Origin of the sequence: Bacteroides sp. GD17 (assembly GCF_038448625.1) — a bacterium.
Classification (GTDB): Bacteria; Bacteroidota; Bacteroidia; order Bacteroidales; family Bacteroidaceae; genus Bacteroides.
Map to the genome: position 1 here is coordinate 1 of NZ_JBCEZS010000004.1, position 22997 is coordinate 22997.

The window sequence follows — 22997 nt, forward strand, 5'->3', positions numbered from 1 at the left end:
GAAGAAGAAGGCGATAACCGTTTGTTTCCATTATTACATATATTACATAATGTGGAGGCAAAGATAAGAATTTAGACATTAATCCCTCAGGGTTTTACGTTGATCCCAACAAAGTTCTCGATTTAATCTATCAGCAAACCAACGAGTTACGAGGAAAAGAAAAAGCGGACAAACTGAATAATTCAATTTTGTCCGCTTCAGTACCCAGACCCGGGGTCGAACCGGGATGGAAGTGAATCCACTGGTGTTTGAGACCAGCGCGTCTACCGATTCCGCCATCTGGGCATGCTTGATTTCTCAATTGCGGTGCAAAGATACGTCTTTTTTCTGAACCTGCAATACTTTTCCTAAAAAAAGGCGAAAAAAGTAATAAAACATATCGCAAACATTTCTTGTTTGTAAAATATGCAGTACATTAGCAGAAACTTTAAAAACAAATAACATGGTAACCAATAAGGATAACTTCTGTGTGATTATGGGCGGAGGAATAGGCAGCCGCTTTTGGCCGTTCAGCCGCAAAACGCTTCCTAAGCAATTCTTGGACTTCTTCGGTACGGGACGCTCATTGTTACAACAAACGTTCGACCGATTCAGAAAAGTAATACCGGAAGAAAACATACTTATCGTGACAAACGACTTGTATGCCGATCTCGTGAAGGAGCAACTTCCCGAACTCAATCCCGACCAAATATTGCTAGAGCCGACACGCAGAAACACCGCCCCCTGCATCGCATGGGCATCTTATCACATCCGTGCCCTGAATCCAAATGCCAATATCGTGGTAGCACCTTCCGACCATCTGATATTGAAAGAAGGTGAGTTTCTGGCTGCTATCGAAAATGGACTTAAGTTCGTTTCGCAATCAGAAAACCTGCTTACGCTCGGCATCAAGCCCAATCGTCCGGAAACCGGATATGGCTACATACAAATAGCCGAGTCTGCCGGAGGTAACTTCTACAAAGTAAAGACCTTTACAGAAAAACCGGAGCTGGAACTGGCAAAGGTATTTGTAGAAAGCGGAGAATTCTATTGGAATTCCGGCCTTTTCATGTGGAATGTAAATACCATCATTAAAGCAAACGAGGCCTTACTGCCCGAACTGGCCTCCAAACTGGCTCCCGGCAAAGATATATATGGCACTTCCAAGGAGAAACAATTCATCGACGAGAATTTCCCCGCCTGCCCTAATGTCTCCATTGACTTTGGCATTATGGAGAAAGCAGACAATGTATACGTTTCACTGGGTGATTTCGGCTGGTCCGATTTAGGTACATGGGGATCGTTATACGACTTATCTCCAAGAGACGAAGCAGGAAATGTTACCCTGAAATGCAAGTCACTTATCTATAACAGCAAAGACAATATCGTAGTGCTGCCCGACAACAAACTTGCCGTTATCGACGGACTGGAAGGCTATCTCATCGCCGAGTCGGACAATGTCTTGCTGATCTGCAAAAAAGACGAAGAACATGCCATCCGCAAGTACGTGAACGATGCGCAGATTAAAATGGGAGACGATTATATCTAATCAGGAATTTAGAATTGAGAAGATAAGGAAATGGGGACCAGGCTCACGCTCAGTCCCCATTCTTATTTAATTAAGGGAGGAAATTATTAATTAAAGTGCGGCACGAATCGCTTCTGCCACAGTTTTGAACTCTTCGTCCGTAAGCTTCAACTTAGGATTTGAGAAGAGCATGTCCTTTTCGTTCTGCATAGGAATCAGATGGATATGGGCATGAGGAACCTCAAGTCCCAATACAGCCTCACCAACCTTTCTGCAAGGAAAAGCCTTACCGATGGCAAGTGCCACTTTCTTAGCAAATACATGCATTGCTGCCAGATCTTCATCGTTCAAATCGAAGATATAATCCACTTCCTGCTTGGGAACGACCAATGTATGACCTTTCACCAACGGATTGATGTCAAGGAATGCAAAGAACTTGTCATCCTCCGCTACCTTGTAGCAAGGTATTTCACCTGCGATAATTCTGCTGAATATTGTTGCCATAGCTTTATATATTAAATAAGGCAAGCCCGCACGCGGACCTGCCTTCAATTAAATCGATATGTTCATTACTTCCAGATGAATCATGCCCTGCGGCACCTTGATTTCTGCAACGTCACCCACCTTCTTGCCAAGCAAACCTTGCGCAATCGGAGTATTCACAGAAATCTTACCTTCCTTCAGGTTGGCTTCACTTTCCGAAACAATGGTATAAGTCATCTTCATGCCATTCTTTACGTTCTTCAGTTCCACCTTATTAAGAATCTGTACCGAGTCGGTCTTCAACTTGGACTCATCGATGATTTTGGCATCTGCAATGGTAAGCTTCAGATTATTGATTTTCATCTCAAGCATACCTTGTGCTTCTTTTGCAGCATCATATTCCGCATTCTCCGACAAGTCGCCCTTATCACGTGCTTCGGCAATTGCAGCCGAAATCTTGGGACGTTCTACCGTCTCCAGATGTCTTAATTCGGCCATCAATTTCTTGTAGCCTTCTTCTGACATATAAGCCATACTTTTTTCCTCCTAAATATTTATGTTAGTTTTTAATGGTACTATAAACAAAAAAGAATTCCAACATGGTCAGCATGCTGGAACCCTCTTCTCGATTTTCCTTTGCAAAGATAGCCTTTTATTCAATGCATGTCAAGCAAAAAAGGCTGCTTTGTAACATATTTAAATGAAAAGTTCTAATTTATAACATGTTACAGCAATGCTTTCACTGCTGCTTCCAGGTCCTTAATAGTCTCACCACGAGCGCTCAACTCATTGTTTTTGTTGATCAGGAAGACAGAAGGGACGTTTTGCACATTATAAGACGCTGCAATAGAAGAATACACTCCATTCGCATCGCGCACACAAACCCAAGGCAGATTATCGGCCGTTGTTTTCCAATAATGCTCATCGGCATCCAAAGACACCTGATAGATTTCCAATCCCTGGCTTGCATACTTGTCATACAAATCGCGCAACATATAATTATGTGTAGCCGAAACAGCATTCTGATAGATGGTAAAGTCCAAGATAACCGCTTTGCCTTTCAGCTCGCTCAACTTACGCACATTACCTTTCATATCACGCAAGCTGATGTCAATCACACCCGTTTCATTAATTGCCTCTTCGGGAATTTCCAGAACTTTCTGTTGCGGAGTACGCGTATTCTTCATTCCTTTGATTACAATATTATAGAGATTTTTGGAACGGTCGGCATGCGGATAGTAGTTATTCAAGCTTGTTGCAACAGCAGCAAAGCATTTGATATCCTCTTTACTGTTCAACGGATCGAAAATCAGATAGTTATTCAATTTCTGGAACAGTGCGAAATAAGCAGCCGCCATATTGGGAGCAGCAAAGATATAATGAATCTTCACATCATCCTTGTAGTTCTTCAACAGCGTGGCAAGGCTGTCTTCAAACGCATCCACAGCAATGCTATGAGCCTGCACGGACTGCAGCAGCGTATTCACCTTGTTCTGAAGTTCCATTTGTTTCAGAGTCAGTTCCTTAATCTTCGAGCTATTGGGAGAACCTTCTACGGTATAAGCAGTAGCGAAGTCGGCATACGGAGCCTTCACCTGAACCGTTTCCGTAGAATCGACCGAGAAGTTGATAACCTTGTCATCCACCCGCAAACGATAAAATTCGGGAGATGCCGGGCGTGCCTGTTTGAAACTGAATGAGCCGCTACCCTTCAACTTTACAGAATCCAAAGGAACAATGCCTTCCAGCGCCGAAGCTTCCAGATAAAGCATCTTGCCGTCAGCATCGGACACTTCACCTTCTACCTTGAATTTCGGTTCAGAATCACACGCACTCAACGCAACTGCCGCAAGTGCCACAAAAAAGATTTTCTTCATACTATTTCTCTGTTTTTACTTATCCAATGTATTTTTCATATTCAGAATCAGCCTGCAAATATACTCCTTTTCAAGTTTAGTCAAAGCATTTTCTCTTTATCTTCCGCATAGAAAATTGCAAAAAACAACTAAAAGCAAACTTTTTATCTCATTCCCACCATTTTAGACGAATAAAATATGTATCTTTGCGCGAATTTTGTAAGAAAATAGATTAAAACATTTTTTATGATCAACCCAATTGTTAAGACGATCGAGCTTCCTGATGGAAGAACCATCACGCTCGAAACGGGAAAGCTGGCAAAACAGGCAGACGGTTCTGTAATGCTTCGTATGGGTAACACCATGCTTTTAGCTACTGTTTGTGCCGCCAAGGACGCAGTTCCCGGAACAGATTTCATGCCGTTACAGGTAGAGTACAAAGAAAAATTCTCCGCATTCGGACGTTTCCCCGGAGGTTTCACCAAGCGTGAAGGACGCGCTTCTGATTACGAAATCCTCACTTGCCGCCTCGTAGACCGTGCTCTCCGCCCTTTATTCCCCGATAATTTTCACGCAGAAGTATATGTAAACATCATCCTCTTTTCAGCAGATGGTGTCGATATGCCGGATGCATTGGCCGGACTTGCAGCATCTGCTGCTCTGGCAGTTTCTGATATTCCTTTCAACGGACCCATCTCCGAAGTACGTGTAGCGCGTATCAACGGTAAGTTCGTGATCAATCCTACTTTCGACCAATTGGAAGAAGCCGATATGGACCTCATGGTAGGTGCTACTTATGAAAACATCATGATGGTGGAAGGCGAAATGAGCGAAGTATCCGAGCAAGATTTGCTGGAAGCCATGAAAGCTGCCCACGAAGCAATCAAAGTTCAGTGCAAGGCTCAGATGGAACTGGCCGAAGAAGTCGGTTCTACCGTAAAACGCGAATACTGCCACGAAGTAAACGACGAAGAACTCCGCAAGGCAGTTCACGATGCTTGCTACGACAAGGCATACGCCATCGCAGCTTCCGGAAACAACAACAAGCACGAACGCATGGATGCCTTCGATGCTATCCGCGAAGAATTCAAAGCCCAGTTCAGCGAAGAAGAATTGGAAGAAAAGGGTGCACTTATCGACCGTTACTACCACGATGTAGAAAAAGAAGCTATGCGTCGTTCCATCCTGGACGAAGGCAAGCGTCTTGACGGACGTAAGACAACCGAAATCCGTCCTATCTGGTGCGAAATCGGTTACCTGCCCGGCCCTCACGGTTCAGCTGTATTCACACGTGGCGAGACTCAGTCTCTGTCTACCGTTACTCTCGGTACCAAGCTGGATGAAAAAATCATCGACGACGTACTGGAACACGGAAGAGAACGCTTCCTGCTGCACTACAACTTCCCTCCGTTCTCTACGGGCGAAGCCAAGGCACAGCGCGGTGTAGGCCGTCGTGAAGTAGGTCATGGTCACCTGGCATGGCGTGCATTGAAAGGCCAGATTCCTGCTGACTATCCGTACGTAGTACGTGTCGTTTCCGATATCCTCGAATCAAACGGTTCTTCCTCCATGGCTACCGTATGTGCCGGAACGCTGGCGCTGATGGATGCCGGCGTGAAGATCAAGAAACCGGTATCGGGCATTGCAATGGGACTGATCAAGAATGCAGGCGAAGACAAATATGCCGTATTGTCCGACATCCTCGGCGACGAAGACCACTTGGGCGATATGGACTTCAAGGTGACCGGTACTAAAGACGGTATCACTGCTACCCAGATGGATATCAAGGTAGACGGTCTGTCCTACGAAATCCTGGAGAAGGCATTGCTGCAAGCTAAAGAAGGTCGCGAATACATCTTGGGCAAAATTACCGAATGCATCGCAGAACCTCGCGAAGAACTGAAACCTCATGCTCCGCGCATTGAAACGATGACCATTCCGAAAGAATTCATCGGTGCTATCATCGGCCCCGGCGGTAAGATCATCCAAGGTATGCAGGAAGAAACCGGTGCTACCATCACCATCGAAGAAGTGGACAATGTGGGTAGAATTGAAATTGCCGGAACCAACAAGAAGTGCATCGACGATGCTGTACGCATGATCAAGGCTATCGTAGCAGTACCCGAAGTAGGCGAAGTCTACAAAGGTAAAGTACGCTCCATCATGCCTTACGGTGCATTCGTTGAATTCTTGCCGGGCAAGGATGGTTTGCTCCATATCTCCGAGATAGACTGGAAGCGCCTCGAAACAGTAGAAGAAGCCGGTATCAAGGAAGGCGATGAGATTGACGTGAAGTTGCTCGACATCGACCCCAAAACCGGTAAGTTCAAACTGTCTCGCAAGGTATTGCTGCCAAGACCGGAAAGACAGGATAGACCGGAAAGAAAATAAGATTTCCCCTATTCCTTATTATATAGAGGCCCGACGGATATTGTTCCGCCGGGCTTTCTTTTTGTCATAAAAAGACTGTAAGAGAGCGTAAAAAAAAGTATAAAGTTTGCATAATCCAAAAAGATTATGTTGTTTTGCCGAGTGAAACCTTATATTCTATAATAAAGCTCAAAGATGTCCAACCCGGGGAGCCTACATACTATGAATCTTTTCTCACGTTTCTTTCAAGAAAATCAAGAAAAGTTTCTGGCCTTTGCTTATTCTTACCTTAGAGATAAAGCAGAAGCAGAAGATGTGTTGATGGAATCAATGATCGTCTTATGGGAGAACCGTGACCGCTGGGAAGAGAACAGCAACCTGCACGCTTTATTGCTGACCATCATTAAAAACAAATGCCTCAACCTCTTAGAGCACAAGCAAGTACGCCTGCGTGCCGAAGAGGACATCAACAGCCATAGCCAGCGCGAACTGAGCCTGCGTATATCCACGCTGGAAGCTTGTGAACCCGACCAAATATTCGATACCGAAATACAGCACATCGTCCACAAAGCCTTGCAAGGAATGCCCGAGCAAAGCCGGACCATCTTCATGCTGAGCCGCTACCAGAACTTACCGAACAAACAAATTGCCGAACAACTGAACATTTCGCTCAAAACCGTAGAAGCCCACATGACGAAAGCACTGCGCATTTTGCGGCTGGAACTGAAGGATTACCTCGCTTCTATACTATTTTGAATGATTTCAGAAATCATTGCAGCAATGTTTTCAGAACTTATTGCATCAATGATTTCAGAGAACATTGCTGCAATGAATTGAACTTCTGTGATGCATAGAAAAACGATTTTTTAATTCATCGAACTGACGAATGACAGTTACAACAATCTTCAAATGTTAAAAACATCCTTTCTGCAAAAAAAGTTGCATTTTTCCATAGGGTCATCGCAAACTATCCGGTTATATATGCAGAAAGGGCTAAAAAAGCACTTCTATTATTAAGCAAACAATTCATTTACGATGAACCAAGAACTATTATATAAGTATTTCAAAGGCACTGCCTCCATCGACGAAGAAAAGCAAATTCTCGATTGGGTGGAAGCCTCCGATGCAAACCGGGAAGCCTTCCTGAAGGAACGCATGATGTTCGACATCTCCCTGTTCTCCGAAAAGCAAGAAGCAGAAGAAAAGAAGACAGCACGCCTCATCCCGATGCTCCGCTGGACAGCACGTATTGCCGCTGCCGTCATCGTAGCCGTAGCCGGCTATTTCATGACTACCGACTATCTATATAGCAAGGACGCCCAACTGCAAACCATTACCGTACCTGCCGGACAACGTGCACAAATCACCCTTGCCGACGGAACACGTGTATGGCTGAACTCCAAATCGACCTTGACTTATGCCGCCAACTTCGGCCGCAAGGAGCGCAACGTCCAACTGGATGGCGAAGCATACTTTGAAGTAGCCAAGAACAAGCAGATTCCGTTCTACGTAAATACTGAAATGAATAAAGTAAGAGTGGTAGGAACCTGTTTCAACGTTTGCGCCTACAACGACAGCAAAGAATTTGAGACTACTTTGATAGAAGGCATCGTAGACATCTATCCCTCCCGCAGTAACCAAGTCATCACCCGCTTGCAAAAAGATGAATTCTTTGCCAACTACGACGGACGTTACAAAAAGACCGTTCTTCCTTCTTACGAGTATCTGCGCTGGAAAGAAGGATTGTATTGCTTCGACGATGTCCCGTTCAGTTGTATTGTGGACAAACTGGAGAAATACTATAACGTGAAAATCACCGTAAACAGCGCCAAACTACTGAATCACGGAGGATTCACCGGTAAGTTCAGAGAGCAAGACGGCATAGAACATATCCTGAAGACAATCTCCAAGGACCATCCGTTCAGTTACAGCATCAACGAAGCCAAAGACTCGATATTCATATATGAAAAATAAAGACCTTAGAATTTAGTACTAACCCTTTAAAATCTTATAATATCATGAAAGTATAGCAGAAACAGTCAACAATTCCTTTCCCCCTTTTTTGACATATAAAAAAGATCGGAAAGTACCCCCATACTTTCCGATCCGAAACAGTCAAAAATCGACCTTAATCAATTTATTAACTTAACACAGTGACAAAGATATGAGAAAAATTTCTTTGAATGGACTTTTTTGTCCAAAAAGTTTAGAATTTAAGCAATTATTGCGAACTATGAAGATCACACTATTCCTACTTCTGTTTGTAACTTTCCAGGTTTACAGTGCGGACAGTTACTCTCAAAGCGCCAAAGTAAGTATCCCCAACTCCCAGTTAAGAGTGGGACAAGTACTGGCTAAAATTGAATCACAGACTGAATATTTGTTCGTGTACAACAAGAAAAGTGTCGATGTACGTCGCACAGTCAATGTTGACGCCAACAACAAACCCGTATCCCAAGTTTTGGATGAAGTCTTCGACGGAACCAACATCCGCTACGTGATGGAAGGCAAGAACATCGTACTGACCAAACAAGGCGAAAGCGTTGAAAGCGTCGCAGGTGTACAACAAGAAAATGTAGCCGTCAAAGGTGTGGTAACCGACACCAAAGGCGAACCCATTATCGGTGCCAACATCCTTGAGAAGGGTACTACGAACGGTGTTATCACCAATATAGACGGTGAGTTCACCTTAAATGTTCCCGCTAATGCCACGCTGGTTATCTCGTACATCGGTTACGAGCCGGTCACTGTTGCCCTTAACGGACAGAAGATGCTTAATATACAGATGAAAGAAGAAGAACTGACGCTTGAAACTGTGGTTGTGACCGCTATGGGTATCAAGAAGAAAGCCGCTTCACTGACTTACTCTACCCAACAGGTAAACGGCAACGAATTAACCCGTGCCAAAGACCCCAATATGATTAATGCATTAGCTGGTAAAACTGCCGGTGTACAAATCAATAAGACATCCAATCTGGGAGGTTCTGCTAAAGTTGCTATTCGTGGTGCACGTTCTGCATTCGCCAGCGGTAACAACCAACCGTTATATGTAATTGATGGTGTCCCCATGCTGAATAACTCTACCGAATCTACTGCAACCGTTATGGGTGGTGACAATGATGGAGTAAACCGCGATGCAGGTGATGGTATCTCTAACTTAAACCCGGATGACATCGAAAGCATGAACATATTAAAGGGTGCTTCTGCAGCAGCATTATATGGTTCACAAGCAGCCAATGGTGTTATCTTGATTACCACTAAGAAAGGTAAAGCCGGTGTACAACGTATCACCTTCTCTACTAATTTAACAGTAGATCATGCTATCAGCACTCCTGATTTCCAAAACTCGTACGGACGCAATGAAGACGGTGGTACAGCAAGCTGGGGTGCAAAAGGCAACGTGAAAGACTACGACAACGTTGGTGATTATTTCGGAAACGGAGTTACTGCTATCAATTCTTTGTCTATAACAACCGGCAACGAGAAAATACAAACTTACTTTTCTTATGCCAATACCACCGCAAAAGGTATCGTTGACAGCAATAAAATGCAAAAACATAACCTAAGCTTACACGAAACGGCAAGCCTGTTCAACGATCGCCTGAAGTTAGATGGCAGTGCTACGTTGATGATGCAAAAAATTAAAAACTCTCCTGCTACCGGTGGTTACTACATGAACCCATTGGTCAGTCTGTATGGTTTTCCACGTGGCGTTGATATCGCACCGTATAAGAGCGAGTTCGAAACATTTGATCCGAACCGTAATATGATGCTTCAAAACTGGATTGAAAAGAACGATGACGGCACAATCAGCGAATGGTCACAAAATCCATATTGGTTAAGAAACCGAGTACTTAGCACTAATAAGCGCTATCGTGCATTAGCTTCCATCAGTGCTAATCTGAAAGTCACAGATTGGTTCAATTTACAAGCCCGCGGCAACGTAGATTATGTTAGTGATAAGTTCGAAAATCAAATGTATGCCAGTACCGCCCCTAATATCACCGGTAAATACAATGGAAAAGAAAACGGTCGCTATGTATGGTCAGACAACCAAGAATTCCAAGCATACGCCGACGTAATGGCAATGTTCAACAAGAATTTCGGAGACTTTTCGCTCAACGCAGCCTTAGGTACCAGCATCAATTTAAGCACTGTCAATTCACTAATGCTCGACTCAAAGGTGGCATCATTATACAAACCCAATGTATTCACTGTACCAAACATTGTAATGGATACTAAAGCTGCCGCTACTCAAACGATTAACCAGAAGCGTACACTTCAGTCCGTATTCGCAACAGCACAATTCGGTTGGAAAGAAATGTTATATTTAGACCTTACTGCTCGTAATGACTGGTCATCTACATTGGCCTACACAGACAGTAAAGAATCCGGTTTCTTCTATCCTTCAGTAGGTTTGACGTGGATTATCAATAAAACTTTTAATCTTCCGGAATGGATTAACTTTGCCAAAATCCGCGGATCATGGGCAGAAGTAGGTAATGACCTTCCTTTGGGAATCACAAATCCGGTAGATATTATCACAGCCGGTGGGGGTGTAAACGTTAATGATACAGAACAACGAGGTGACTTAAAGCCTGAAATCAGTAACTCTTTTGAGTTTGGTACAGAATGGCGTTTCTTCCACGACCGCTTTGGAATTGATTTCACATGGTATAAAACGAACACCAAGAACCAACTGCTCAGAATGGTAAACCCCTCCGGATCGGCTTATAAGTTCCGTTATATCAATGCAGGTAAGATTCGCAACCAAGGCTTTGAAATGACAGTCGATGCAACTCCATTGATGAATGAAAACTTCCGTTGGAAAACAGCATTCAACATGTCAGCCAACAGCAATAAAGTTGTATCATTGCATCCCGATTATACCCAATTCTCTTACTATGACGAAGGCTTCAATATGGCATATCAAATGCGCATCAAAGAAGGCGGTAAGTTAGGAGACATCTATGGTAACGCATTTCAACGTGACGAAAGCGGAAAGATCATAACCAAAATAGATGAAGAAACAGGAGAAGAAAAGCCTCAAGGCAATAGCGGAAACAAAGATTTGTTAGGCAATGCAAACCCTGACTTCTTACTGGGATGGGGTAACACAGTTACTTATAAAAACTTCAGCTTATATTTCTTAATAGATTTCCGTTTTGGTGGTGATGTAATGTCGCTGACCCAAGCCGATTTGGATTCCAAAGGTGTAACCAAAGCAACCGCTGAATCTCGTGACCGTAATTTTGTTGAATATCAAGGCCAGCATTTCAAAGACGTAAGAGCATTTTATAGTACAGTCGGTGGCAGAAACGGTATTTCAGAATACTACATGTATGATGCAACCAATATCAGACTACGTGAGGTTTCATTAAGCTATTCCTTCCCAAAGACTTTGCTTGCAAAGACTAAGTTTATCGAAGGACTTGACGTATCATTGATAGCACGTAACTTGTTCTTCTTCAAAAAAGATGCACCATTTGACCCGGATGCAGTATTGTCAGTAGGTAATAACAACCAAGGTGTGGATGTATTTGGCATGCCAACTACTCGCAACATAGGTTTCAACTTGAAATTTACATTCTAAAATCCCAAAAACGAAAGATTATGAAAAGCAAATATATAGCAACATTACTCCTCGGTGGCTTCCTTGGCTTTACAGCTTGTACCGATGGGTTTGAAAGTGACAATGAAATCAAAGGTGGTTTCTCAGAGGAATCACAAAAGCAAGATTTCCAGAACCTTACTTCTCCATTTGAGACGATTCAATCTGGTATATATTTTAACTATGCACCGGCTGGTCTCAACTGGGTATGGCAGTTGACACAAGCCCTGAGCCACGATATGTATGCCGGTTATTTCATGGATCCCACTCCGAAGTTTATGGTAAATAATGCCTGCTATAACCTAAACTCAGGATGGACAAATGCAGAGTGGCAATACACATACGGTAATATCTACACAGAAGTGCAGAAGGCCGAGAAGAACTTTAACGGAAATGAGCAATTGAAAGGCTATTTGGGTGTTACAGAAATTCTAAAGGTGGAATTAATGCACCGTGTTGCCGACACATACGGCCCGTTGATTTATCATAAATTAGGCGAAACTCCAAGGGTTTATGGCTTGGAAGAAGCTTATAAGCAGTTCTTCGAAGACTTGGATGAAGGACAGAAATTAATCAATGAATATCTTACAGCCGGTGGCGACAACAACAAATTTAAAGAATTTGACATGCTGACTAACGGCAAGACATTAAAAGATTGGTTGACATTTGCCAATTCCCTACGTCTGCGCTTAGCTATGCGCATCTCCAATGTGGATGCTGCAACAGCCAAAGCACAAGCCCAGAAAGCGCTGAATGATAAGAATGGAGTATTGGAAGGTGCTAAAGAGACAATTGCCGTATCAGGCAGAACATACGTAAATCCGCTATATGGTGTAGCTGGTTGGGGCGAAGTATATATGAATGCTTCCATGGAGTCCATACTTAATGGCTATGAAGACCCCCGTGGTGAGAAATGGTACAATACAGCTTCCCTTGAAGGATATAAAGACAAGTTGTTAGGTATTCCTGTAGGATTACCGATGAAAGATGGTGACGCCAATCTTTACGGTGCATGTTCTGCATTGAATACCAATACTATTGGTGAAAAGACTCCTGCTGTATTGATGACTGCCGCCGAAGTATGGCTGCTCCGTGCAGAAGCCGCACTCCGTGGCTATACCGACGAAGACGCAAGAAAATGCTACGAAAATGGAATTTCAACATCATTCACACAGTGGGACTGTACAGGTGCTTCCGAATACTTAGCAAGTGACAAAACTCCTGCCGACTATAAAGATGTTGCTTCAAAAGGCAAAGTCGGCAAAGATATGGAGGCTCTCATCACTGTTTCTCCTAAATGGGACGAAACAGCGAGCAAGGAAGTCAAGCTTGAGAAAATCATCACTCAGAAGTGGTTGGCATGTTGGCCCGAAAGCTATGAAGCATGGACAGAACAACGCCGTACTGGATATCCAAAGCTATTCAAAGTACAAACCAATACAAGCAAGACTATTGATACTGATGCCATGATTCGTCGTCTGCCATTCTCTACAGATGCTGCAGAAAACGACCCGGCTCAATATTCTGAATTATGCAATAAGTTAGGTAAAGATGACAACGGTGGTACTCGCCTTTGGTGGGATGCCGGAAAGAACAACTTCTAAATAGAACAAAGGTATATTTTTGATTAGTGGTGTTTTCTTCGTATTAGTTTGCGAGGGACAAAAGGTTGGAAGGAGCAAAGTCTTTGGGGGGCTTTGCTCCTTTTTTGTTTTTGGCTATTTATCTTTCAGTAATTCAGACCTTCCCCCATTCATTTCCCTCCGGCGGCAAGTAGAAAAATAGAGAAATACCTTGGCGAAAAGATGGCTTTGCCCTATTCCTTTTGTTGCTATGCCTTATCTGTTTCTTCGCCCCTCGGTTCGGGGCTATTCGGGGGACAGCCGTGGGCTATACAGCCCTCGTACGGAAACCGTTCGGCCCGCAACTGAGGGACAAAGAAACAGATAAGGGTGAAGGAGGTTATGTACAAGGCTGAAGTACAAAACAAACAAAGCAAATAGGTATTACTCCACCTCATTTCGGTTCATAAACGCAGAGGAAAACACCGAAAAACTCCATATATCGCGTTAATAGAAGTTATTTAGCTACGGTCGTAGAAAACCCATAGAAGAGGAAGGAAACAGCTGAATATAAACAAGTTGCATCGACAATCAGCCAACTATCCTCCCAAAAGGTGTATAAGAAGTAAACAATCCTTATACACCTACAACAGTTCTTATACACCCGTAATCGTCATTATATGAATAGATTATCAAGCGGGTGTAGGGTGTAGTTAGAGCATCACCAACCTTGTAGCCAGCAGATCGAGAATCTTCGACCGCAACAAATTAGGATTGACAGGTTTGGAAGCATAGTCATCGAAACCGTAGTTCAGGATGCGTTGCTCGTCCGAGGCATAGGCATAGGCTGTCACAGCAAGGATGGGCACATCGGCCGATATCTTGCGAATCTCGGAGGTGGCCTCATAACCATCCATCACGGGCATATTGATATCCATCAGCACAATGTGCGGCCGATGCATCTTAAACATTTCAACAGCCTCTGCCCCGTTCCAGGCATGAAGAAGACGATAATCCTTCCGTAGAATGGACTCAAAGAACTTAAAGTTACTGTCGTTGTCTTCGGCAACGAGGACGGTTATATCACTCTTGCTTACTGCTTGCAACTCGTGTTCTACCACCGGTTTCTCTGGAATCACAGCCTTCCGGTCAGGTATCACAAACCAGAATGTCGATCCTTTTCCCGGTTCCGAATCCACACCGATCTCTCCGCCCATCTTGTTTACGATGGTTTTGCAGATAGAAAGTCCCAGCCCGGTTCCTTGCGCAAAGTTGTTGAGCTTGACGAAACGCTCGAAAATATCGGCTTGCTTTTCTCTCTGAATGCCGCATCCTGTATCGGTAACGTAAAAGCGAAGCATATCTTTCTGCGAAGTATATCCCACAGTGATAGAGCCATTCTCAGTGAATTTGATTGCATTGGTCAGGAAATTGGTCAATATTTGGCTCAAGCGGTTGCGATCGGTGAGGATGCAGCATTCGGGCAAATGGTCACGGAACTCGATCTTAATATTCTTGGCATCGGCACGCATTTGCTGTACGCGGATCACGTCTTCCATCAAGGTGTTCACGTCGACGGGGGCTTCAACGAATTCGAAAGTGCCGGCTTCTATCTTCGACAAATCCAGGATATCGCCGATAAGTTGCAGCAACAGGGTATTGTTGTTTTCAATGATGCGGACGTATTCTTCCCTTTCCTCTTCTTCCTCGGTAGAGTTGAGCAAGCCCGAAAAGCCGACAATGGCATTGAGCGGTGTGCGTATTTCGTGGCTCATATTTGCCAGAAAAGCCGACTTCAAGCGATTCGATTCTTCGGCTTTCTCTTTGGTAGTGATAAGTTCCGATTCCATCCTTTTACGATCGGTGATCACATGCGATGAACCGATCAGCGAGAGTGGCAACCCTTTCTCATCGCGGCTTTCGACGGCGGCACGCACTTCTACCCAATCCAGACGGAAGCCAAAAGCTGTGCGGTTGATAATCCGGTATTCTTCATAAATCTTCGAAGTCCGCCCCTCTATCAGTTCCCGCCAGGCTTGATGAACCCGTTCGCGGTCTTCCTTATGTATTTTCGAGAAGTACATGGTTTCGGGAACTTCCATCCGTCTCTCTGCCATTACCGGAATTCCATCTGCTTCCTTATCCGGGCGGTTCATCTCGCAAAGAATGGTCTGCTTCCGCAAATCCCAGTGCCAAGGCACAATATTGGCAACGTCGAGCACCAATCCCAGTTTCCGGTTTGTCTCGTCAAGTTTTCGTTGAGTATAGTAGAGGTCGGTAGCATCTACACAGTAAATGTCGACATGTTCTTCTTGAGTGGCAGGCGTCATCACAGCATAAATATAAATATCTGATTTGGAGATGTATTGTGTAAACGTAATAGGTTTCCGCTCCTCATCCACCAACTTCAAGTATGGGAGGAAGAGTTTGAAGTCATCTCCCAAAAGCTCGCTTCCTCGCTGGTTGTTTTCATAGGTAGCACCGACAAAGTGATTTATGAAACGCCCGTTCATGCGGCAAATGGCAATGTCATCAGGACTTCCGGCATCATCGCGCATGAACTTGGCTTTCATATAAAAAACAGGCATATTTTCGAAGAGGCTGATCAATTCCCGATCTGTTTCGAGTTGTCGGCGCCGGACTTCATCGAGTTCACGCAAAGAAACAATACGGTTACGCTGATGTACATAGATATAAACTAACAAAGCAGCAAGTAACAGTATTCCCCATATTAAAACATATTTGTTCCGTTCAAAGAAATTCACCGGACGATTAAGGAACACACTATTCGAAGGAAAACTACTTACACTAAAACCCTTCATCAACAGCGAGGGATAATCGAATGTCGGGACTGCCTCTTCAGGAATATAACAAGGTATATTACGGACTTCTGCAAAGTCGTCTTGACCCGTTTGAATGTAGGTTATCGCTATGTCTATAACATGTTGCAACTTGGAGAAGAACTTATCCCTGTCAAAAATATACCCCCCAATCAATCCACTATTCGGCATGACGGCATACTTAAGAGCAAATATCGGAAGGGAAATATTACCTATAATACGAAACGAGTTGGCATCGAGCACAGTATTGCCAATGACATTCGACTTACTGGACCATGAGGAAAAGAGCACTCCGGTTTGAGAAGCTTCAACCTCATTCAACCGCTCCACCAGGTCGTCAAGGCTCAGTTCGGTAGCCGATAAAAAATCATACTCCAGATTGGGATATTGTGCAGTAATAAGTCGACGCATATCGTAATCAAGCTGTTGATTAAAATAACGACCATCTCCTATCAATATAACTTTCTTTAAGTCGGGAACCATACGTTCCAGCAGTTCTATATTCTCTTGTGGGAACATCCGCGTCTGCAGTACTGTCATATTGTACTTATCCATCAAATTAGAAAGTGGAATACGTTGTTCCTCAATGACGGGCTTACTAAGGATATAGTTCGAATCGGGAGCAATAAAATCCATCTCCGCACAAACAATCATCGGAACATCTCCCCATTGTTCCTTAATGTCATCTCTTAACAGAAGCATAGGATTACCCAACATAACAACTGCTTTTGGAGGGCAAGCTGCATATTTACTGAAAAGAGTTTGCTTTATTTTATCAAATTGGGCAGCATCTTCTACAAGCAACATATTGAGATGCTCAATGAATATGCTTATTTTATCATGCCTCAAAACTATTTTTTGTACTGATTCTATAAGTTCATTACTCCAAGGTGCACTCGAAATATAAGTACTTACAATCAGTACATATTCTCCCTTAGATGCAGAATGGTTTTCTCCATAAACATGGAGGGGAAAGGCAAACATTAAACTTAAAAAGAACATCATGCAACTTTGCAGGCATGGACGCAAACTTTGAATAAAATAGGGTTTCATCGTGGCAAAATATAAAATGAGGAGGCAAATATACTAATAAAATATCAATCAATTCTCATTTTATGTAATAAATTATATACAAGTACAGCTATTTACAAAATACCATGATAATACTCATCAAGCCGGTTATTGATAAACTTGTATCGGCAGTTCCCCACGCAAAGCACTCAGCACATTCAGCGCCAGGGCTTCCAGTTCATCCTCGCCGGGATAGACATGGACGGGAGCGAGGAAGGAGATACGTTCGCGCAAGCGGGAAATGATATATTCGGAATGCGCTATACCACCTGTCAGCAAGATGGCATCGACCTTGCCATAGAGAACAACGGCGGCAGCGCCGACGTGCTTGGCTATCTGGTAAATCATGGCATCGAGCACCAGGCGGGCATGCTCGTCGCCTTCCTCAATGCGCTTGATGATGGCAGGAATATCCGTAGTGCCCAGATGAGCCGTCAGCCCGGCACGACCGGAAATGCGTTTCTTCAATTCGTCTCTCGTAAAACGGCCGGAGTTGCACAGGTCTATCAACTGGCCGGCAGGAAGTGTCCCGGCACGCTCGGGCGAGAAAGGGCCTTCACCATCAAGAGCATTGTTCACGTCGACAGCACGACCGTGGCGATGTGTACCGACGGAAATGCCGCCCCCCAAATGGCAGATAATCAGATCCAAATCCTCGTAGCGTGTACCCTGTTCGGCTGCATAGCGGCGGGCAATGGCACGCTGGTTTAGTGCATGCCAGATGGTGATGCGGGGCATCAGAGGCGAACCGGTGATGCGGGCTATCTCGTCCAATTCATCCACCACGCCCGGATCGGCAATGAAGGCACGACAGCCCGGAAGCAGTTCCGCCAGTTCGGAAGCAATAAGACAGCCCAGATTGCAGGCATGGCTGCGCATGGCGTGGGCGATGTCATCCAGCATGGCATCGTTTACCTCGTACACTCCACCGGGAATCGGTTTCAGCAGCCCGCCACGCCCCACGATGGCATCGAATTCAAAAGGAATGCCGTTCTCCTGCAACGCTTGCAATACCAGTTGCTTGCGAAACTCAAACTGGTCGATGATACGGGAAAATTCGGACAATTCTTCTACCGAATGACGGATGTTGAGCACCAGGCGGGGAGTTTCGTCCTCGTAAACGGCAATCTTTGTTGAGGTAGAACCGGGGTTGATAGCGAGTATTTTCATAAGCCGAGGTTTAAATGTAAAGTATCAGGTTGTGGAAGTCAGGCAAGCCATTGCCATACTGTAATACTTGGATAGGCCGGAGTCACTGCGCGAAGGCAACACTACAGGACAAGAAGGGCCTTGGAGCAATCCCGCCATATCGGCATGGGAGAACAGGGAGACAGCTTTATAGAAAGCATTGGCCGATTCGATGTTGGGGAAAATCAGTACATCCGCCTCTCCATTGATGGGGGAGGCTATTCCTTTAATATCACCGCTGGTCTTCTCGCAAGCCGTCTTCACATCCAGCGGACCGTCGATGATAACATTGCCAAACTCTCCGGCTTCCGCCAGTTCCACGATGTTGACGTAATCCAGCGAATGGGGAAACTTGGCGCTGACTTTCTCCGTGCAGTGAATCAATGCAATGCGAGGCTGTTCGATACCGAAATGACGGCAGGTGTGAATGGCATACCAGATCATCTCGATACGTTGTTGCAAGGTGGGCCGGGGAATAACGGCGGCATCGGAGAAGAACAGCAGTTTATCGTACGTAGGTATCTGCATCACTGCCAGATGGGTCAGGATTTTGCCTTTCGGCAGCAGTCCATGTTCTTTGTCCAAAATAGCATGAAGAAGATTGTCAGTATTGATGATGCCTTTCATCAGAATATCCGCCCCACCCTCACGGACAATGCGCACTGCTTCTCGGGCCGCTTCGTCGGAATCTTCTATATGTATGGTCTTGACGTATTGGGGATACTTCTTCAGCGTAGGATATTTTTCCAGAATGGCAGAGTCGCCAATCATCAGGAATTCCGCAATCCCCTCTTCCAAGGCGCGTGAAATGGCATACTCCGTATTAGGGTCGTTAGCGCAAACTACTGCTATGCGCTTCCTTTTATTCAAAGTTTTCAGGTGGGCGGTAAGCTCATCAAAGTTCCGAATCGGTTCCATAACGTTAGATTTTTAGCAAATATCCGAAAAAATGTCGAAAAACGATGCATGGAAGGGCGTTAAATTTTATATGTTTAATATCATTTTGACAGAACACGCCACTGATTACACAGATTAACATAGATTGCCTTCTTTCTTAAAAATTTGCGTTAATCGGTATTATCTGTGGTGAATTGTGTATTTTTGCAGCAATATAGATATCAGATAATATATGAGTAACCTTATTTTTCCTCCATACCTGCAAAAGGGTGATCGCATCATTGTTCTTTCCCCTTCCAGCAAAATTGACAAGTCCTTCCTGAAAGGTGTCAATAAGCGCTTGAAGTCCTGGGGACTGGAAGTGGTCTTTGCAAAGCATGCCGGCAGCTCGCACGGCACTTATGCAGGAAGCATCCGGCAACGCCTGGAAGACTTGCAGGAGGCGATGGACGACGAGAAAGCCAAAGCCATACTTTGCAGCCGCGGCGGATATGGCGCCGTGCATCTGGTGGGAAAACTGGACTTCAACAAGTTCAGGGAGCATCCCAAATGGCTTATCGGGTTCAGCGACATCACTGCCCTGCACAATGTATTCCAGCAAAACGGCTTTGCTTCACTGCATGCTCCCATGGCGCGGCACCTGAGCGTAGAGCCGGAAGATGACTTCTGCACACAGGCCCTGAAAGACATCTTGTTTGGAGATGCATTGAAGGGAGAGGAAACATTCAGCTACGTCTGCCCGGCAAATAAGCTGAACCACAATGGGAAAGGAGAAGGAATTCTGCGCGGCGGCAATCTGTCTGTATTTTACGGGCTTCGCGGCACGCCTTATGACATCCCCGCCGAAGGTACCATTCTCTTCATCGAGGATGTGGGAGAACGTCCTCATGCTGTGGAGCGCATGATGTATAACTTGAAGCTGGGTGGTGTGCTCGAGAAACTTTCGGGCCTCATCATAGGCCAGTTTACGGAATACGAAGAAAACAAGTCTTTAGGAAAGGACTTGTACGGCGCGCTGGCCGATCTGGTGCAAGAATACGATTATCCGATATGTTTCGATTTCCCCGTAGGACACGTCACCATGAACGTGCCATTGATTAACGGGGCGGAAGTGACGCTGGAGGTCGGAAAGAAAGAAGTAAAACTAAGTTTTAATACAGAAAGATAATGAAACGGAATTATACATTTATCCCCCTGTTTCTATTACTGATTGTGGCAATAGTAGCATGTAGCAACAACAGCAGCAAGTCTACCGACGACAGTGAAGGTAGCACGACCAAGGTAACGGTCAATGTCCCGGCATTCAATGCAGACAGTGCTTATCAGTACGTCAAGGCTCAAGTAGATTTCGGTCCGCGCGTTCCCAATACCGATGCCCACAAGGCATGTGGCGATTACCTGGCCAGTAAGCTGGAACAATTCGGCGCAAAGGTTTATAATCAGTACATTGATTTATCTGCTTACGACGGCACTCTCCTGAAAGCAAGAAATATCATCGGTGCCTACAAGCCCGACAGCAAAAAGCGCGTTGCTCTCTTCTCCCATTGGGACAGCCGTCCGTGGGCCGACAGTGATCCGGATGAGAAGAAGCACTATACTCCCATTTTAGGCGCAAATGATGGCGCAAGCGGTGTAGGTGTACTGCTGGAAATAGCCCGGCAGATACAGCAACAAGAACCGGAACTCGGCATTGACATCATCCTGGTGGATGCGGAAGATTACGGCACGCACACTGCCTACCAGGGAGAACACAAGGAAGAAGCTTGGGGACTTGGCTCACAGGCATGGGCACGCAATCCTCATGTAGACAAATATCATGCCCGCTTCGGCATTCTGCTGGATATGGTGGGAGGTAAGAATCCTGAGTTCCGCTACGAAGCGACCTCCGAGAGAGTGGCCAAAGACGTCAACCGCAAGGTATGGAAAGCTGCCAAAGACCTGGGCTTCGGACGATTCTTTGTTCCCAAGAACGGAGGCGAAGTAACCGATGACCATACATTTATCAACCGGTACGGCAATGTACCCACCATAGATATCGTACCTTACGGCTTCTTCGAGCATTGGCATACGGTGAAAGATGACATGGATGCCATAGACAAAGAAACGCTTCAGGCTGTAGGACAGACTGTAATGCAAGTAATCTACAACGAAAAATAATCACTAATAACTAAATATCATGACCATCAACGAAGTACAAGATGAAGTAATCGCCGAATTCAACGATTTCGACGACTGGATGGACCGATACCAGCTCCTTATTGACTTAGGAAACGAGCAGGAACCGCTCGATGAAAAATATAAGACGGAACAGAATCTGATAGAAGGTTGCCAAAGCCGCGTATGGCTGCAGGCAGACGAGGCGGATGGAAAAATAATCTTTCAGGCAGAAAGTGACGCGCTGATCGTGAAAGGCATTATTTCGCTGCTTATCAAAGTGCTTTCCGGTCATACTCCGGACGAGATATTGAATGCCGATCTCTATTTTATCGATAAGATTGGGCTAAAGGAACATCTGTCTCCTACCCGCAGCAACGGTTTGCTCTCGATGGTAAAGCAGATGCGGATGTATGCGTTGGCGTTTAAGGCGAAAGGGAACAAATAACAACTTATCTTTTTAAGACAAAAGAACATAAGAACATATTTAAGGTAATTCCTTCTTTTGCTCTTATGTTCTTTTGTCTATAAAATCTTCTGTCAACCACTAAATTCCCATTTATTCATCTGTCTACTCCTCTTTATATTCAAGAATATCCCCCGGCTGACAATCCAGTTCCTTACAGATTGCCTCCAGTGTAGAAAAGCGGATAGCCTTTGCCTTCCCCGTTTTCAAGATAGAAAGGTTGGCCGGAGTGATATCAATCTTCTCCGCCAGTTCGCTCAAAGATATTTTCCTCCGAGCCATCATTATATCAAGATTTACTATAATAGACATAGAACCATTAAATTTTCGTATTTCTTACTTGTCGTCATAACATTCATCATCCTAAATAGTTAAGTCCTGCTCTTGCTTTAGCTTCACCCCTACAGCGAATATTTCGGTAAAGAGGACGACAATAACTAACAGCAGCCAGTCAGCAGACATCTCAAAGGACTTTACCTCATACCCCGGCAGTACAATTTGCTTGGTTACTTCCAGGTAGTTAAACCACTCCGTCAAAGAATTTAATAAGCTAAATGCAACCAAAGAATAGGTAAAGATACGTATCCTCAATACATTGCGGTCGGTAAAAACGTCACGCTTCGATATGGAAATGAAGAGGCGTATCAGACAATAAAGTCCGATAAGAAGAGCAAAAGTAAAGAATACTCCAAAGAACGTAATAATACTGGTCCATACCGACGGAACAATAGGAACACGTATCTTTTCTATTTTGTAAGGCACGTTCTCTTTCGAAAGACTATTTGATAAAGAATCCAACCGAGTATCCGATAAAGGCTTCAGATCTACAGAAGCTGTCTGGTAGAACCTATTTTCGTATACACTATTATATCCTTCCATAAAGCTATCACTGGCGCTTTCCCAGCCTACTGCGAAAGAGAATATAAATTCCACCACAATCACTATGATTGCCAATACACCTAATATTCTAAACTTTTTCATTGTTCAATCCT

General features: G+C 44.6%; 17 protein-coding genes and 1 tRNA gene. 9 read left to right on the forward strand and 9 right to left on the reverse strand.

Annotated features, from left to right (window positions below):
• Nucleotides 1–201: 201 nt before the first annotated feature.
• Nucleotides 202–285, reverse strand: a tRNA-Leu gene (locus AAE250_RS07440).
• 157 nt (nucleotides 286–442) lie between these two features.
• Here AAE250_RS07440 and AAE250_RS07445 point away from each other — a divergent pair.
• On the forward strand, nucleotides 443–1528 hold the full coding sequence (locus tag AAE250_RS07445) for a mannose-1-phosphate guanylyltransferase (protein ID WP_342288797.1): 1086 nt from the start codon (nucleotides 443–445) through the stop codon (nucleotides 1526–1528).
• 90 nt (nucleotides 1529–1618) lie between these two features.
• On the opposite strand, the gene AAE250_RS07450 is transcribed toward AAE250_RS07445, so the two are convergent.
• The 3 genes from AAE250_RS07450 to AAE250_RS07460 all read right to left on the reverse strand — a co-directional run bounded on the left by AAE250_RS07450 (nucleotide 1619) and on the right by AAE250_RS07460 (nucleotide 3867).
• Nucleotides 1619–2011, reverse strand: coding sequence for an HIT family protein (locus tag AAE250_RS07450; RefSeq protein WP_342288798.1), 393 nt, complete (start codon nucleotides 2009–2011; stop codon nucleotides 1619–1621).
• A gap of 48 nt (nucleotides 2012–2059) precedes the next feature.
• The gene (gene greA / locus AAE250_RS07455; protein ID WP_342288799.1) at nucleotides 2060–2524 is read right to left on the reverse strand and encodes a transcription elongation factor GreA; all 465 of its coding nucleotides are present in this window, start codon (nucleotides 2522–2524) and stop codon (nucleotides 2060–2062) included.
• A gap of 191 nt (nucleotides 2525–2715) precedes the next feature.
• A complete protein-coding gene (locus AAE250_RS07460; RefSeq protein WP_342288800.1) occupies nucleotides 2716–3867 on the reverse strand; it encodes a thioredoxin-like domain-containing protein in 1152 nt (383 codons plus the stop codon).
• A gap of 225 nt (nucleotides 3868–4092) precedes the next feature.
• Between AAE250_RS07460 and pnp the strand changes: the two genes are divergently transcribed.
• The 5 genes from pnp to AAE250_RS07485 all read left to right on the forward strand — a co-directional run bounded on the left by pnp (nucleotide 4093) and on the right by AAE250_RS07485 (nucleotide 13431).
• Nucleotides 4093–6237, forward strand: coding sequence for a polyribonucleotide nucleotidyltransferase (pnp, locus tag AAE250_RS07465; RefSeq protein WP_342288801.1), 2145 nt, complete (start codon nucleotides 4093–4095; stop codon nucleotides 6235–6237).
• Nucleotides 6238–6411: 174 nt separating this feature from the next.
• Nucleotides 6412–6972 (forward strand): RNA polymerase sigma-70 factor, encoded by a 561-nt coding sequence (locus AAE250_RS07470; RefSeq protein ID WP_342288802.1) that lies wholly within the window; start codon nucleotides 6412–6414, stop codon nucleotides 6970–6972.
• 279 nt (nucleotides 6973–7251) lie between these two features.
• On the forward strand, nucleotides 7252–8190 hold the full coding sequence (locus tag AAE250_RS07475) for a FecR family protein (protein ID WP_342288803.1): 939 nt from the start codon (nucleotides 7252–7254) through the stop codon (nucleotides 8188–8190).
• A 190-nt stretch (nucleotides 8191–8380) separates the two neighbouring features.
• Nucleotides 8381–11809, forward strand: coding sequence for a TonB-dependent receptor (locus tag AAE250_RS07480; protein ID WP_342288804.1), 3429 nt, complete (start codon nucleotides 8381–8383; stop codon nucleotides 11807–11809).
• A gap of 20 nt (nucleotides 11810–11829) precedes the next feature.
• Complete coding sequence (locus AAE250_RS07485) at nucleotides 11830–13431, forward strand: SusD/RagB family nutrient-binding outer membrane lipoprotein (protein ID WP_342288805.1); 1602 nt, start codon at nucleotides 11830–11832, stop codon at nucleotides 13429–13431.
• Between the two features lie 671 nt (nucleotides 13432–14102).
• Here AAE250_RS07485 and AAE250_RS07490 read toward each other — a convergent pair.
• The 3 genes from AAE250_RS07490 to AAE250_RS07500 form a co-directional block, all read right to left on the reverse strand.
• Complete coding sequence (locus tag AAE250_RS07490; RefSeq protein WP_342288806.1) at nucleotides 14103–16931, reverse strand: ATP-binding protein; 2829 nt, start codon at nucleotides 16929–16931, stop codon at nucleotides 14103–14105.
• Nucleotides 16932–17408: 477 nt separating this feature from the next.
• Nucleotides 17409–18470, reverse strand: a complete 1062-nt coding sequence (gene buk / locus AAE250_RS07495) for a butyrate kinase (RefSeq protein ID WP_342288807.1) — start codon at nucleotides 18468–18470, stop codon at nucleotides 17409–17411.
• 24 nt (nucleotides 18471–18494) lie between these two features.
• Complete coding sequence (locus AAE250_RS07500; protein ID WP_342288808.1) at nucleotides 18495–19406, reverse strand: phosphate acyltransferase; 912 nt, start codon at nucleotides 19404–19406, stop codon at nucleotides 18495–18497.
• A 211-nt stretch (nucleotides 19407–19617) separates the two neighbouring features.
• On the opposite strand from AAE250_RS07500, the gene AAE250_RS07505 reads away from it, so the two are divergent.
• From AAE250_RS07505 to AAE250_RS07515, 3 genes are read left to right on the forward strand one after another with little or no spacing between them, the layout of a single operon-like run.
• Nucleotides 19618–20553, forward strand: coding sequence for a S66 peptidase family protein (locus AAE250_RS07505; RefSeq protein WP_342288809.1), 936 nt, complete (start codon nucleotides 19618–19620; stop codon nucleotides 20551–20553).
• Nucleotides 20553–21542: a M20 family metallopeptidase gene (locus AAE250_RS07510; protein ID WP_342288810.1), complete on the forward strand. Its 990-nt coding sequence runs from the start codon at nucleotides 20553–20555 to the stop codon at nucleotides 21540–21542. The genes AAE250_RS07505 and AAE250_RS07510 overlap by 1 nt, the downstream gene beginning before the upstream one ends.
• A 19-nt stretch (nucleotides 21543–21561) precedes the next feature.
• Nucleotides 21562–21987 carry a SufE family protein gene (locus AAE250_RS07515; RefSeq protein WP_342288811.1) on the forward strand — a complete coding sequence of 142 codons (426 nt, stop codon included), beginning with the start codon at nucleotides 21562–21564 and terminating at the stop codon, nucleotides 21985–21987.
• A gap of 123 nt (nucleotides 21988–22110) precedes the next feature.
• Here the strand turns inward: AAE250_RS07515 and AAE250_RS07520 are convergent, their stop codons facing one another.
• Both AAE250_RS07520 and AAE250_RS07525 read right to left on the reverse strand, forming a co-directional pair.
• Nucleotides 22111–22317: a helix-turn-helix domain-containing protein gene (locus AAE250_RS07520; RefSeq protein WP_342288812.1), complete on the reverse strand. Its 207-nt coding sequence runs from the start codon at nucleotides 22315–22317 to the stop codon at nucleotides 22111–22113.
• Nucleotides 22318–22368: 51 nt separating this feature from the next.
• Nucleotides 22369–22986: a DUF2975 domain-containing protein gene (locus tag AAE250_RS07525; protein ID WP_342288813.1), complete on the reverse strand. Its 618-nt coding sequence runs from the start codon at nucleotides 22984–22986 to the stop codon at nucleotides 22369–22371.
• Nucleotides 22987–22997: the final 11 nt, after the last annotated feature.